15 protein-coding genes are annotated in these 13721 nt (G+C 68.4%); 7 read left to right on the forward strand and 8 right to left on the reverse strand.

The genetic code is table 11. The features are described from left to right. Positions 1-174: 174 nt before the first annotated feature. The 6 genes from BIX52_RS17635 to BIX52_RS17660 all read right to left on the reverse strand — a co-directional run bounded on the left by BIX52_RS17635 (position 175) and on the right by BIX52_RS17660 (position 4513). Positions 175-777 carry a GNAT family N-acetyltransferase gene (locus BIX52_RS17635; RefSeq protein WP_108676611.1) on the reverse strand — a complete coding sequence of 201 codons (603 nt, stop codon included), beginning with the start codon at positions 775-777 and terminating at the stop codon, positions 175-177. Next, on the reverse strand, positions 774-1082 hold the full coding sequence (locus tag BIX52_RS17640; RefSeq protein ID WP_075222421.1) for an HPr family phosphocarrier protein: 309 nt from the start codon (positions 1080-1082) through the stop codon (positions 774-776). Before BIX52_RS17640 ends, BIX52_RS17635 begins: the two co-directional genes overlap by 4 nt. Next, on the reverse strand, positions 1079-1480 hold the full coding sequence (locus BIX52_RS17645; RefSeq protein ID WP_075222422.1) for a PTS sugar transporter subunit IIA: 402 nt from the start codon (positions 1478-1480) through the stop codon (positions 1079-1081). The genes BIX52_RS17640 and BIX52_RS17645 overlap by 4 nt, the downstream gene beginning before the upstream one ends. A gap of 39 nt (positions 1481-1519) precedes the next feature. Beyond that, the gene (locus BIX52_RS17650) at positions 1520-2086 is read right to left on the reverse strand and encodes an HPr kinase/phosphorylase (RefSeq protein WP_083660451.1); all 567 of its coding nucleotides are present in this window, start codon (positions 2084-2086) and stop codon (positions 1520-1522) included. Beyond that, the gene (locus tag BIX52_RS17655; RefSeq protein ID WP_075222586.1) at positions 2083-3756 is read right to left on the reverse strand and encodes a sensor histidine kinase; all 1674 of its coding nucleotides are present in this window, start codon (positions 3754-3756) and stop codon (positions 2083-2085) included. The genes BIX52_RS17650 and BIX52_RS17655 overlap by 4 nt, the downstream gene beginning before the upstream one ends. Before the next feature lie 61 nt (positions 3757-3817). Then, positions 3818-4513, reverse strand: a complete 696-nt coding sequence (locus BIX52_RS17660; RefSeq protein WP_075222423.1) for a response regulator transcription factor — start codon at positions 4511-4513, stop codon at positions 3818-3820. Between the two features lie 141 nt (positions 4514-4654). On the opposite strand from BIX52_RS17660, the gene BIX52_RS17665 reads away from it, so the two are divergent. After that, entirely contained in the window at positions 4655-5413 is a 759-nt protein-coding gene (locus tag BIX52_RS17665) for a HugZ family pyridoxamine 5'-phosphate oxidase (protein ID WP_075222424.1), read from the forward strand. 69 nt (positions 5414-5482) lie between these two features. Here the strand turns inward: BIX52_RS17665 and BIX52_RS17670 are convergent, their stop codons facing one another. Continuing rightward, positions 5483-6073 carry an exopolysaccharide biosynthesis protein gene (locus BIX52_RS17670; RefSeq protein WP_075222425.1) on the reverse strand — a complete coding sequence of 197 codons (591 nt, stop codon included), beginning with the start codon at positions 6071-6073 and terminating at the stop codon, positions 5483-5485. A gap of 102 nt (positions 6074-6175) precedes the next feature. Between BIX52_RS17670 and BIX52_RS17675 the strand changes: the two genes are divergently transcribed. The 3 genes from BIX52_RS17675 to BIX52_RS17685 are packed head-to-tail and all read left to right on the forward strand — an operon-like array spanning position 6176 to position 8798. Continuing rightward, positions 6176-6511 (forward strand): XdhC family protein, encoded by a 336-nt coding sequence (locus BIX52_RS17675; protein ID WP_075222426.1) that lies wholly within the window; start codon positions 6176-6178, stop codon positions 6509-6511. Further along, entirely contained in the window at positions 6508-7209 is a 702-nt protein-coding gene (locus tag BIX52_RS17680; RefSeq protein WP_075222427.1) for an XdhC family protein, read from the forward strand. Before BIX52_RS17675 ends, BIX52_RS17680 begins: the two co-directional genes overlap by 4 nt. Further along, positions 7206-8798, forward strand: a complete 1593-nt coding sequence (locus BIX52_RS17685) for an NTP transferase domain-containing protein (protein WP_075222428.1) — start codon at positions 7206-7208, stop codon at positions 8796-8798. The genes BIX52_RS17680 and BIX52_RS17685 overlap by 4 nt, the downstream gene beginning before the upstream one ends. Positions 8799-8835: 37 nt before the next feature. Here the strand turns inward: BIX52_RS17685 and BIX52_RS17690 are convergent, their stop codons facing one another. Then, positions 8836-9561: a phosphatase PAP2 family protein gene (locus BIX52_RS17690; RefSeq protein ID WP_083551094.1), complete on the reverse strand. Its 726-nt coding sequence runs from the start codon at positions 9559-9561 to the stop codon at positions 8836-8838. Positions 9562-9745: 184 nt separating this feature from the next. On the opposite strand from BIX52_RS17690, the gene gyrB reads away from it, so the two are divergent. The 3 genes from gyrB to BIX52_RS17705 all read left to right on the forward strand — a co-directional run bounded on the left by gyrB (position 9746) and on the right by BIX52_RS17705 (position 13516). Beyond that, on the forward strand, positions 9746-12175 hold the full coding sequence (gene gyrB, locus BIX52_RS17695; RefSeq protein ID WP_075222430.1) for a DNA topoisomerase (ATP-hydrolyzing) subunit B: 2430 nt from the start codon (positions 9746-9748) through the stop codon (positions 12173-12175). A gap of 323 nt (positions 12176-12498) precedes the next feature. Continuing rightward, positions 12499-12945 carry a BA14K family protein gene (locus tag BIX52_RS17700; RefSeq protein WP_157956273.1) on the forward strand — a complete coding sequence of 149 codons (447 nt, stop codon included), beginning with the start codon at positions 12499-12501 and terminating at the stop codon, positions 12943-12945. Positions 12946-13066: 121 nt separating this feature from the next. Beyond that, entirely contained in the window at positions 13067-13516 is a 450-nt protein-coding gene (locus tag BIX52_RS17705) for an ArsR/SmtB family transcription factor (RefSeq protein ID WP_205647851.1), read from the forward strand. Positions 13517-13721: the final 205 nt, after the last annotated feature.

Below are 13721 nucleotides of genomic sequence, written 5' to 3' on the forward strand. Positions count from 1 at the left end.
GAAGATCTTGCGGAAGCCCCGCTCGGCTCGGGAAGACCCGGACAGTGGCATCGACGCCTCGCACCCTTTGTGACGGATGCAGGAAAAGCCAAGTCGCTGGGGTGACGCTTGCCGGACCGTCGCAGGTGGTCCCGCTACGGCCGAAGGCGGGCGGACGCACCGAGGCGGGACGGCTCAGCGGGCGGCCGCAGGTGTGAGGCAGGCGGCGACGCTGTCCGCGCCGATCGCCTGCAGCGTCCGCGGCGGTTCCGGCGCGTCGCCGAGCGGATTGAAGGCGAAGGCGAAGTTGCCGACGTCCCACCAGCGGCCGAACTTGTGGCCTGCGCGCGGGTCAGTCCCGCTGAGGCGGAACCCCACCGCCTCGTGCAGCGCGACGCTGGCCGCGTTGGGCAGCGTGATGCCGGCGAAGGCGCTCTGGTAGCCTTGGCGCGTGAGGATCGCGAAGAGGGCGCGGTAGAGTGCCGCACCCGTCCCGCGGCGTCGCCCCGCCTCGCCGACATAGACGCTGACGGCCACCGACCAGCGATAGGCCGCACGCGGACGATAGGCCGACGCGTAGGCGTAGCCTGCAACGCCCGCCTCCCCCACCGCGACGAGATAGGGGAAAGGCCCCAGCGTTGCTTCGATACGGCGCCCGATTTCGGCAGCGTCCGGCGCGACCTCCTCGAACGAGATCGCGGTCGTCTCGACGATGGGGGCGTAGATCGCGGCGATTGCGGCCGCATCGTCCGGCGCGGCGAGGCGGATGGTGCAAGCCGGCGCGGCCGCGGTGCTCAATCGCGCTCCCCGAAGCCGTCCGTGATCAGCGCGGTGAGGGCGTCGGCCGCCGCGTCCGCCTCCGGCCCGGTGACGATCAGCGAGATGGCGCTGCCGCACGGGGCGCCCAGCATGAGGAGGCCCATGATGGACCGCCCGTCGACGCTTTGGCCGTCGCGCGACACCGCCACGTCGGCGCGGAAGAATTCCAGCTCGCGCACGAACTTGGCGGCGGCGCGCGCATGGAGGCCGCGCCGATTGACGAGCGTCAATGTCAGGCGGCGCGGCTCGGCGGCCCCGCCACCCGCCGCGTCATCCCCGCTCATTGGCCCGAGAGGACGTGGGAGGCGACGCTGATATATTTGATGCCCGCGTCCCGCGCGGCGTCCACCGCCTCTTTCAGCGGCATCGTCGCGCGGGCGGAGGACAGTTTGACCAGCATCGGCAGGTTCACGCCGGCGATCACTTCGATCGAGCCCTGCGGCATCACCGAGATGGCGAGGTTGGAGGGGGTGCCGCCGAACATGTCGGTCAGGATGACGACGCCTTGGCCGCGATCGACGCGGGCCACCGCCTCGACGATGTCGGCACGGCGCTGCTCGATGTCGTCGTCGGGCTCGATCGAGATCGGCTCCACAGCGTCCTGGACGCCAACGACATGCTCCAAAGCCGAACGCAGCTCTTGAGCCAGCCGGCCATGCGTGACGAGCACCAATCCGATCAAAACGCTCCCTCCCCCGGCACACGGCCCGCCAGGTCCGCTTTATGAAGGCGGACGTTGTGGCGCTCGTGTGGGGTCCGTCAAGCCATCGGCGGCGAGTTGGGATGCCACCGCGAGCACCGACAGGGGCGTCGTGCGCTGCGAAAGGCACAGTGCGGGCAGGGTGATGCCCTCCAAGGTGCGCCGTTCCGCACCGATTTCTGGCATGCGCGGCGGATCGACCGCGAGGTCGACGAGGAGGCTGAGGCGCACCGCCGCAAGGTGGCGCACCGGGACGATGCCGACCTCGCGCACCTCGACGAGGCCGGCGATCCTGCGGGGCGTGCGGGCGATGAGGCGGCCGTTCAGCGCGGCGAGGCGGACGCGGTCGTCGGCGACGAGGCGGGCGAAGAGGCCGCGCCCGGTGAAGTGGGCGACGAGGGCGCGCGCGAGGGCACTCTTTCCGGCGCCGGACGCCCCGGTGATGAGGACGCCGTCGCCGCCGAGGGCGACCGCCGAGGCGTGGACGGTCGGTCCCTCCCAGACCGGCTCGTGCCCCGCTTGGGCGTGCGGGTGCGCCGCCGCTGCAGCCGGGTGCGCCGCCGGCCGCGGCGAGGACGTTGCGCTCACGGGGCGATGGGCAGGCGCACCGTGAAGCGGGCCCCTTCGGTCACCCGGCGCGGGTCCAGCGTCGTCTGGTAGCGGTTCTCGGCGAAGATCTCGCCGCCGTGCGCCTCGACGATCTGGCGGCAGATGGCGAGGCCGAGGCCGGAATTGTTGCCGAACCCCTTGTCGGCGGGACGATCCGTATAGAACCGCTCGAAGATCCGCTCGATGGCCGATTCGTCGATCCCCGGCCCCTCGTCCTCCACGGTGATCTCGGCAAAGTCGGAGAAGTTGCGCGCGTTGACCATCACGACCCCGCCCTCGGGCGAGAAGGAGCGCGCATTCTCCACGAGGTTGGTGAAGACCTGGCCGAGGCGGCTGTCGTTGCCCTGAATGGAGACCGTCGCATCCCGGCTCGCCCAGTTGAGCTTCACCGTGATGTCCTGCGGCGCGGCGATCTCGTTCTGCGTGTCGACGATGGTGCGCAGCAGCGTGTGAAGGTCCACCATCTCGAAGCGGTAACGGTTCAGTTCGGCGTCGAGCTTGGAGGCGGCGGAGATGTCGGTGATGAGCCGGTCGAGCCGGTTCACGTCGTGGGCGATGACGGCGAGCAGGCGGTCGCGCGCCGACTCGGTGCGGGCCTGTGGCAGGACTTCGATGGCGCTGCGCAGCGAGGTGAGCGGGTTCTTCAGCTCGTGCGCGACCTCCGCGGCGAAGGCGTCGATGGCGTCGATCCGGTTATAGAGGGCGAGCGTCATCTCGTGCAGGACGCGGGACAGGTCGCCGATCTCGCCCGGCTGGTTGAGGGCGGGAATGGGTGTGTTGACGCTGCCGCGCTTGATGTACTCGGCGGCTCTGGCGAGGCGGGTGAGCGGCCGGGCGATGGTGGCCGCCAGGATCAGGGACAGGACGATGGCGATGATGCCGGCGATGAGGAAGCCGAGCACGATGGCCGCCTCCTGCTCCATGACCGGCCCGGCGATCTGCCCGCGGGCGCTGACGAGCCGCAGTGCGCCGATGACCTGGCCCGTATCGGCGAGCACCGGAACGGCGATGGCGACCACGTCGTCACCATCGGCCCGCACGCCGTAGCGCACCGTCTTCACCCCGCCGAGGGCGGCCAGCACTTCGCGCAGCGTGCCCTGGCTGCCGAGGCTGGCGGGGCGCTGGGTTCGGCCGCCGCCGACCACGTCGCGCCAGCGCGCGGCGAATCCGGCGGCCGGCTCGAGCACACGCACAAGGTCGTTGCGGCTCTCGCGCCCGGTGCGGTCGGCGTCGGCGCTGTCGGCGATCAGCATGCCGTTGAGGCCGAAGAGCTGGGCTCTCGTCGGTGCGCCCTGGAGCGCGCGGGCGATCAGGATATCGACGTTGGGGCCGGTTTCGGGCGCGCCGGCTTCGGGCGAGACCCCGGTAAGGATCGGCGCGACGATCGCCGGCTCGCTGTCCAAGGTGCTGATGACGCTGTCGGCCTGGACGATGAGGCCGTCGAGCACGGATCCGGCGATCCGCGTCGACATATCGGCCTGATGAAGGGTCGCATAGAGGAGCAGGGCGAGGCCGGCGATCTTGAGCACCGCCACCTTGAGAGCGAGGCGGGTGACGCCGATGGTCTTCCACGAGAAGCTGCGCGCGCGTGGAGGCAGGGAGATCCCCTCTGCCCCGGACACGCCCGGAAACCTCTCGCTGATGTTCATGTCACCCTCGGCGATGGCCTCGGCTTGATAATGGAACCCCATTCGCAGAAGGGAAGACGACTTATTCGTCTTTCAGGCGATAGCCTGCGCCGTAGAGGGTCTCGATCCTGTCGAAGTTGTCGTCGACCTGGCGGAATTTCTTGCGCAGGCGCTTGATGTGACTGTCGATGGTGCGGTCGTCGACATAGACGTGGTCGCCATAGGCGGCGTCCATCAGCGCGTTGCGGCTCTTGACGACGCCGGGGCGCTGGGCGAGCGACAGGAGGATCATGAACTCCGTCACCGTCAGCACGATGGACTGGCCCTGCCAGGTCGTGGTGTGGCGCTCGGTATCCATGACGAGGGGGCCGCGCTCCAGCACGGTGTGCGTCGCCCGCTCGCCCTCCGACCGGAGGGCGTTGGTGCGGCGCAGGACCGCACGGATCCGCTCCACGAGGAGGCGCTGCGAGAACGGCTTGGTGATGAAGTCGTCGGCCCCCATGCGCAGGCCGAACAGCTCGTCGATCTCATCATCCTTCGAGGTCAGGATGATGACGGGGAGGTCGGATTCGCGGCGCAGGCAGCGCAGCAGCTCGAGCCCGTCGAGACGGGGCATCTTCACGTCGAGCACCGCAAGGTCCGGCGGCGACTTGGTCAGACCGTCGAGACCACTTGCGCCGTCGGTATAGGTCGTTACGTCAAATCCCTCGTTCTCCAGCGCGATGGACACGCTGGTCAGAATGTTCCGATCATCGTCGATGAGGGCGATCTGCGTCATATCGTACCGAGCTTTCTCCTTGCCACGATACTGGCTCATTCGTGCTTAACGCAACTTGCGAGGGAATTGTGGCAACATTGGTGTGAATGACAAAAGTTTGAGGAACAATAGCAAAATCGCAATGTCCGACAGGGGCTGACCATGTTCGATCCGACCGCCGCCGCACGCATGGCGCGCAGACTCATCCACACATCGCGCGATGCGGCCTTGGGCACGCTCGATGCGGAAGGATATCCTCACACGTCGCATGTCGCCGTGGCAACATTAACCGACGGCTCAACAGTCATTCTGATCTCCAATCTTGCATTACATACGCAAAATCTGAAGAACGACAAGCGCGCATCGCTCCTGTTCGTCAGTCCCGACGTCGACGGGGACACGAATACGCGAGCCCGCGTGACGGTAACCGGCACGATCGTTCCGGTGGACGACCCTAAAGAGGCAAAGGACCGCTTCCTTCGCCGCCACCCTGACGCCACAATGTATGCCGATTTCGCGGACTTCGGGTTCTACAAATGCAACCCCGAGACGGCCCATATCGTGGCCGGATTTGGCCGCATCACGGACCTTGAGGCGGCGGACCTCCTCTCACCGGCCGATGCGGTGCCGGCGATCGCGGCGATGGATTCCGGCGCCTGCGAGCACATGAACGAGGACCATCGCGACGCGCTGAAGCTGATGGCCGAGGTCCTGGAAGGCGGCCCCGAGGGGGATTGGACGGCGGTCGCCGTCGACCCGCTGGGCATCGACATCGTCCGCCCCGCCGACGCGGCGATGACCGAGCGCGCGGTGCGGGTTGAATTCGACGCACCCGCTGCGACCAGCACCGCGGTGCGGATGGCGCTGGTGGCGCTCACCAAGCGCGCCCGTGCGCAATCCGGCACGGCCGCCCCCGCCTGAAACGGACGCGATGCCCTTCCGACCGCCGCCGAGCATGACCGATCAGAAGGGGCGGATCAGAAGGGCCGGTCAGAAGGGAAAGACGAGGTAGACGACCAGCAGGCCGACGAACCCGGTGGCGATGCCGAGCGCGATGAGAAGACCGTCGCGCACCGCGAGGCCGAGGCCGATGACGAGCAGCGACAAGCCGGCCGGGAACGCCCCGAACGGCACCACCGCCAGCGGATACATCGACAGCGACACCACGACACCGGAGAGCGCGACCAGCTGAAGGAAGGGCGGACGGAGGAAAAACTTCATCCGCGGTCCTACATAGCGGGAGATGCGCTCTGCCCGCGGGCGGATCGAATCGAGGGACGAGACCAGCTTGTCGCGCGGCATCGCCTGGCGGCCGATGATGTTCGGGATCCAGATCCGCTGCGAGGCGAAGAGGAGCTGGACCGAGAGGATCAGCATGATGGTGCCCGTGAGGACGCTCATGCCGGGGATTGCGCCGGTCGGGAGGATCGCGATCAGGGAGACGATGATGAAGAGCGGTCCGAAGGCCCGGCGGCCGATCGCCTCCACCAATTCGTCGACGGACACCTCGTCTCCGTCGGTCTTCTCCTTGATCCGGTCGATCAGGCCCACGAGATCTTCCGTGCTATCGTTGTTCGCCATGTTGCCCGTGCGTTGCAAAATGTTGCGGCAGGGGAATAACCGACAAGTGCCATGGTCGTTCGGGCCGACCGAAGGAGTTTTTGGCGACATGAGGAGAATCCGATGACCGATGATCCGCTTGACGTGGCGGAGCGCTGGGCCAAGGAAGGCCGGCGCGTCGCCCTCGCGACCGTGGTCGACACCTGGGGATCGGCGCCGCGCCCCGTCGGCAGCCACCTCGTCATCGACGGGGAAGGCGCGTTCGAGGGCTCGGTGTCCGGCGGCTGCGTGGAAGGCGCCGTGATCGCCGAGGCGGTGGAGATCGCCGCCGGTGCGCCGGCCAAGTTGCTGGAATTCGGCGTGGCCGACGAGACCGCGTGGGAGGTGGGCCTCTCCTGCGGCGGCACCATCCGCATCTTCGTCGAGCCTCTGGCGGCAGGTGAAGGAGCGGCGGCATGAAGCTGTCCGACCTGAAGGCCGTCAACGCTGCACGCACGGAGCGGCGGCTTTGCGCCGTCATCACCCCGCTCGACGGGTCCGAGGGGCGGGTCGTCTTCGCCGCCGATGCCGCGTCCGACCCGCTCGCCGGCGTACTCGCGCGGCGCTTCGCCTCCGGCACCTCGGGGCGCGAGGCGGAGGCGGGCGTCTTCGTGCGCATCCACCGCCCGTCGCCGCGGCTCGTCGTCATCGGCGCCGTGCATGTCACACAGGCCCTCGCGCCGATGGCCGAGGCGGTGGGGTTCGAGGTGACGATCATCGACCCGCGCGGCGCCTTCGCCACCGAGGAGCGCTTCGGCGCCTTCGACTTCCACGCCGAGTGGCCGGACGACGCGCTGATGAAGCTCGACGCGGAGACCGCCGTCGTCACGTTGACGCACGATCCGAAGATCGACGACATCGCGCTTCTGGCGGCGATGAAGGCGGATTGCTTCTATATCGGCGCGCTGGGGAGCCGGAAGACCCACGCGAAACGGATCGACCGGATGACCGCCGCCGGGGTGTCCGAGGCGGACATGTCGCGCATTCACGCGCCGATCGGCCTTGCGATCGGCGCCGCCTCGCCGCCGGAAATCGCCGTTTCGGTGCTGGCCGAGGTGATCGCCGCGCTGCGCGGGGCCGAGACGAAGGCCGCCGCGCCGGAAAGACGCGCCGCATGAAGTTCGGGCCCGTTCCGGTGAGCGAGGCGGAGGGGGCGATCCTCGCCCACTCGCAGCGCCTCGCGGACCGCGTGTTCAAGAAGGGCCGCCGCCTCAGCGCCGACGACGCCGCCGCACTGGCCGCCTCCGGCCTCACCGAGGTGACGGTGGCGCGCCTTGCGCCGGACGACGTCCACGAGGACGCGGCGGCGGCGGCGCTGGCGGGCGCTGTCGGCGGGCCCGGGGTTCGCGTCGACGCGGCCGACACGGGGCGAGCCAACATCTTCGCCGAGGAGGGCGGGCTGGTTCAGGTCGATGCCGCCGCCGTCAATGCGCTGAACGCCGTCGACCCGGCGCTGACGCTGGCCACCCTCCCCCGCTTCGAGCGCGTGGCGGCGGGGCGCATGGTGGGCACGGTGAAGGTGATCCCCTTCGCCGTCCGCCAGGGCAGCCTGGACGCGGCGATGGGCCATGTTCCGGCGCCGATCCTTTCCGTCGCGCCGTGGCGGGTGAAGCGGGTGGCGGCGCTCTCCACCATCCTGCCGACGTTGAAGGACAGCGTGGTGGAGAAGACGATCCGCACCTTCGAGGCGCGGCTGGCCGGAACCGGCGCCGATGTCGTCGGCCACACACGCGCCCCGCACGAGCCGGCGGCGCTCGCCAAGGCGCTCTCCGCCGCCGTGGAAGGGGCCGAGCTCGCCGTGGTCTTCGCCGCGTCGGCGGTGGTGGACGAGGACGACGTGATCCCCGATGCGATCCGCCGCGCGGGCGGCCGGGTGGAGCGGTTCGGCATGCCCGTCGACCCCGGCAACCTCCTCGTGCTGGGCGAGGTGGCGGGGCGGCCCGTCATCGGCGCGCCGGGTTGCGCGCGCTCGCCCAAGGCGAACGGTTTCGACTGGGTGCTGGAGCGCCTGGTGGCCGGGCTGAAGGTGACCGGCGAGGAGATCGCCGCGATGGGCGTCGGGGGATTGCTGATGGAAACGGCGGCACGCCCGCATCCGCGCCGCGGGCGCGGCACGGCGGGCAAGACGGCGGCGGTGGTTCTGGCGGCCGGCCGGTCCTCGCGCATGGGGTCCAACAAGCTGGTGGCCGATGTCGCCGGGGTGCCGATGGTGCGGCGCGTCGCCGCGACGGCGGTCGCCTCGCGCGCCGATGCGGTCGTGGTGGTCACCGGGCACGAGCCGGACCGTGTCGCCGCCGCGCTGGACGGCCTGCCGGTGACGATCGTCCACAACCCGCACTTCGCCGAGGGTCTGTCCACGTCGCTGCGCGTCGGTCTCGGCGCGCTGGCGGACGATGTGGAGGCGGCGCTGATCCTGCTCGGCGACATGCCGCTGGTTACGCCGGAGGCCTGCGACAAGGTGCTGGCGGGGCTTGCCGAGCCGGACGCCTGGGTGGCGATCGCGACCGCGGGCGGGGCGCGCGGCAATCCCGTCGCCTGGTCGCGCCGCCTGTTTCCCGAGCTGCGCGCCACCGAGGGCGACGCCGGCGGCCGAGCTCTCCTGTCGCGCTACGCCGAGCACGTGACGATGGTCGAGATCGGCGCAGCCGGCGCCATGGACGCCGACACCCCCGAAGCGCTCGAGGCGGTGCGCGGCGCCGCCACCTGAGGGCGCCGGCCGCCCGCCGCAGAGAGACGAGCGCCCCCTACCCAACCTCACGCGGGGCGGGTTCGATCCCGCCGCGGTGCTGCAGGTAGCGCGCAACGGTCCAGCAGCCGATCGCCCAGGCGGCGCCGGCGGTCCAGCCGGCCGCCACGTCCGTCGGCCAGTGGACGCCGAGATAGACGCGGCTCATCCCGACCGCGATGGCCACGAAGGCCGCCAGCGCCATGACGTAGATCTTCACCGGCCGCTCGGCCTGGGTGCTGGCGAAGACGGTGGCGAGGGTGAGGTAGGTCACCGCCGACAGCATCGAGTGGCCGGAGGGAAAGCTCGCCGAGAAGACCTCCACACCGTGCGGCACGAGGTCGGGGCGCGGCCGGTCGAACAGCGCCTTGAAGGAGGAGGAGACGATCGCCCCGCCGATCACCGCGGCGGCGACGAACAGCATCGTGCGGCCCTTCTTCATCAGCCACAGAAGGCCGCACACCGCCAGCGTGACGAAGGTGACGATGGCGATGCCCCCGAGGGCGGTGAAGTCCCGCGCCATCTCCTCCACCCAGAGCGGGCCGACCGGGTCGGCGAGGTCGCCGGAGTTGCGCAGCGACAGGAGGACGAAGGAGTCGAAGGCGTGGGTCTCGCCCTCCAGCATCTCGCCCGCGAGGCCGAAGAAGGCCCACACGCAGCCGACCACCACCAGCGCCCCGGCCAGCACCTTCAGCTCCACATAGCGCCTCAGCGCATCCACCCGCCGCACCGCCTCCGCGATCATCCGTCCCTCCATCCGGCTTTCCTGAACCCAAGATTAGGGCTGCCGGCGGCGTGCAACAGGGGATGAGGGCGCACGCGAGACCGCCTCGCCTTTCAAACCGCGCGTCGCCCCTATATATAGAGTGTTCCCATCAGTGTTCGTTGTGTGCGCCCGTTCCGCGGCGCGCTGGAGTCGTTCGGTCCCCATGCAAGACGTCCCTTCCGCCCAGCCTTCAGACGAATATGGCGCCGAGTCCATCAAGGTCCTGAAGGGCCTCGAGGCGGTGCGTAAGCGCCCCGGCATGTATATCGGCGACACCGACGACGGGTCCGGGCTGCACCACATGGTCTACGAGGTCGTCGACAATGCGATCGACGAGGCGCTGGCCGGCCACAACGACAGCGTGACCGTGCGTCTGAACGCCGACGGCTCCGTCACCGTGACCGACAACGGGCGCGGCATTCCGACCGACATGCACCCGGAAGAAGGCGTTTCGGCGGCCGAGGTCATCATGACCCAGCTCCACGCCGGCGGAAAGTTCGACCAGAATTCCTACAAGGTGTCCGGCGGTCTGCACGGCGTCGGCGTGTCGGTGGTGAACGCGCTGTCGTCCGAGCTCGACCTCACCGTCTGGCGCAAGGGCAAGAAGCACTTCATGCGCTTCCGCCACGGCGTCGCCGAAGGGCCGCTGGAAGTCGTTGGCGACGCGGACGGCCGCCACGGCACCGAAGTGCGTTTCCTGCCCTCGACCGACACCTTCACCAAGGTGGAGTTCGATTTCGCCACGCTGGAGAAGCGGCTGCGCGAGCTCGCCTTCCTCAATTCCGGCGTTCTGGTGCGGCTGATCGACGATCGCGGCGTGGAGAGCCGCGAGGAGCAGATGATCTATGACGGCGGGCTGGAAGCCTTCGTCCAGTGGCTCGACCGGCAGAAGACCGCCCTCTTCGACAAGCCGATCGTCTTCTCCGACGAGCGCGACGGCATCACCGTCGAGGTCGCGATGTGGTGGAACGACACCTACCACGAGAACGTGCTCTGCTTCACCAACAACATCCCGCAGCGGGACGGCGGCACCCACCTCGCCGGCTTCCGCGCGGCGCTGACGCGGCAGATCACCTCCTATGCGGACCAGAACGGCCAGACGAAGAAGGAGAAGGTCACCCCCACCGGCGACGACTGCCGCGAGGGGCTGACCTGCGTGTTGTCGGTCAAGGTGCCGGACCCGAAATTCTCGTCCCAGACCAAGGACAAGCTCGTCTCGTCCGAGGTGCGGCCCGCGGTGGAAAGCCTCGTCAATCAGGGCCTCGCCACGTGGCTGGAGGAGCACTCGGCCGAGGCGCGCACGATCGTCTCCAAGGTGATCGAGGCGGCGTCGGCACGCGAGGCGGCCCGCAAGGCGCGCGAGTTGACTCGCCGCAAGGGCGCGCTCGACGTGGCGTCCCTCCCCGGCAAGCTCGCCGATTGTCAGGAGCGCGACCCCTCCAAGGCCGAACTCTTCCTGGTCGAGGGTGACTCGGCCGGCGGCTCGGCCAAACAGGGCCGCCACCGCGCCAACCAGGCCGTTCTGCCCCTGCGCGGCAAGATCCTCAACGTCGAGCGTGCCCGCTTCGACCGGATGCTGTCGTCCAACGAAATCGGCACGCTGATCACCGCGCTCGGCACCGGCATCGGCAAGGACGAGTTCAACGCCGACAAGCTGCGCTACCACAAGATCATCATCATGACGGACGCCGACGTCGACGGCGCCCACATCCGCACGCTGCTCCTCACCTTCTTCTATCGGCAGATGCCGGAGCTGATCGAGCGCGGCCACCTCTTCATCGCCCAGCCACCGCTCTACAAGGTGCGACGCGGCCAGTCCGAGCAATACCTTCACGACGATGCGGCGCTGGAGGACTACCTCACCGCCTCAGGGCTCGAGGACACCGCCTTCACGCTGGCCTCAGGCGAGGTTCTGGTGGGGCACGACCTCGCCGACGTGGTGCTGAAGGCGCGCAACGTGGCGCAGCATCTGCGCGGGCTCCATTCGCGCTACAACCGCAGCGTCGTGGAGCAGGCGGCGATTGCCGGTGCGCTCGACGCCGAGGCCCTGTCCGACGCCGGCCGCGCCGCCGAGATCGCCGCCACCGTGGCCCAGAGGCTCGACGACATCGCCGAGGACTTCGAGGCCGGGTGGACCGGTATTCAGACCGAGGACGGCGGCCTCGCCTTCGAGCGCACCGTGCGCGGCGTGAAGGAGCATGCCGTGATCGACCCGGCCCTTCTCGCCTCGGTCGACGCCAAGCGCCTCGCCGCCTACGGGCCGCATCTGGCCGAGACCTACGGCGGCAGCGCCGTCCTGCGCCGCAAGGACAAGGACATGCGCATCCACGGCCCGTCCGGGCTCGCCGACAACGTGTTCGCCGCTGGCCGCCGCGGCATTTCCATCCAGCGTTACAAGGGGCTGGGTGAAATGAACGCCGATCAGCTCTGGGAGACGACGCTGGACCCCAATGCGCGCACGCTCCTTCAGGTGCGCATTTCCGAGGCGGACGACGCGGACGGTGTCTTCACCCGCCTGATGGGCGACGCCGTCGATCCGCGCCGCGAGTTCATCCAGGACAACGCCCTCCAGGTGGAGAACCTGGACGTCTGAGGCGTTCATTCGCACGATGCGGATGAACGAAAACGTCCTCGTGAACATTGATGATGGCTGTGATCGTTCAAACCGCGTTCAGAACGGTCACGTTAGGGTCTATGCATAGATCACCGGTCCGGTTGTGTTGACCGCTCCGGGTCATACAGTCAGGAGGGAGTGTAATGATCCTTCAGAAAATTCAACGGACCGGTGCAATTGCCGGCCTCTGTGCTGCGATGGCGATGACGGTTCCGACCGTGGCCTCCGCAGCTCAACTGCCGGATGCGGCGACGACGTGGACCGGAGGCCCGAAGCTTGCGGCGCCGATGGAAACGGCCGCGATGGCTTTGCCGGAAGGGACGATCGAGGTCGCGCAGACCCCGGCCCAGCTTCAGCGGCGCAATCGCGAGCTGCGCCAGAACAACCGCAAACTGCGCAACCGCAACCAGACGCAGCGGCGCGCGGCCTACAATGCCGGCCGCCGTCACGGCTATCCGCCGCGCGTCTACCACAACAACCGCTGGTATTATCGCCGTGGCGACCGCTACTACGACAACACCGGCGCGATCCTGGCGACGGGTGTGATCGCCGGTGCGGCGGGTCTGATCGCCGGCAGCGCGATCGCCGGGGCTTCGCAGCCGACGGTGGTGTATCAGCAGCCGGCCTACGCGCAGCCGTACACCGCAGAGTGGTACCGCCAGTGCGATCTAAAGTATAACTCCTTCCGGGCGAGCGACGGCACCTACCTCGGATATGACGGGTATCGGCACACCTGCCGCCTTCCCTGAACCCACTAATTTTCGCGTCTCAAGGTCGGCTTTCGAGCCGGCCTTTTTCTTTTGCGCAGCGTTTAGAAGTTTGCAATTGCAGCTACATTTAAATCTATCCACGGTTGCTGTGGATTAACCGTTGAAACCTAAGCTCAATCAAAGTACGGTAAAAACAATCAAAAGTGGATTGAGCCCATTGCACGGAAACGCCGTATATACTAAAACGTGCATATCGCAACCGAAGCGAGAGGATGAAGTTGCAATGTCCGGTACGAATGAACTGCTCGCGGTGTTTGCCGCCCTGTCAGACGAGACCCGTTTTGCCATCGTCAACCGCCTTCTGGATGATGGCGAGCTTCCGGTCGGTGCCATCGCCGCACCGTTCAGCGTCACCCCTCCGGCCATCTCGCGTCACCTGCGTGTGCTCGAGACCGCCGGCCTGGTCGAACGGCGGATCGACCGTCAACGCCGCATGATCCGCGTCCGCCCCGAGGCCCTCGACATTATCGGGGACTGGCTCGGCCAGCGCATCACCATTCTTCCGGAGCGTCCGGCGACCGGCGCCCGTCCCCTGGCGATGCATGCCTGACGGCGCCCGGCGCTGACCGGTTCCGCCCGCGGCGGGTTGGTCATCAGGAGCGTCTCCCACCAGCGCACCGTGGGTGACCTTTTCTGAACCCCAACCCGACGGAAGGACAAAAGCGGAACTCACGTCATCGCCGGGATCGTCGACCCATCGTCGATGCTAGGCTCTCACGTCCCCGGTCATGTCCCGGCCTCGCCGGACAGGCTGA

Source organism: Acuticoccus yangtzensis, from assembly GCF_001927245.1.
Taxonomy (GTDB): domain Bacteria; phylum Pseudomonadota; class Alphaproteobacteria; order Rhizobiales; family Amorphaceae; genus Acuticoccus; species Acuticoccus yangtzensis.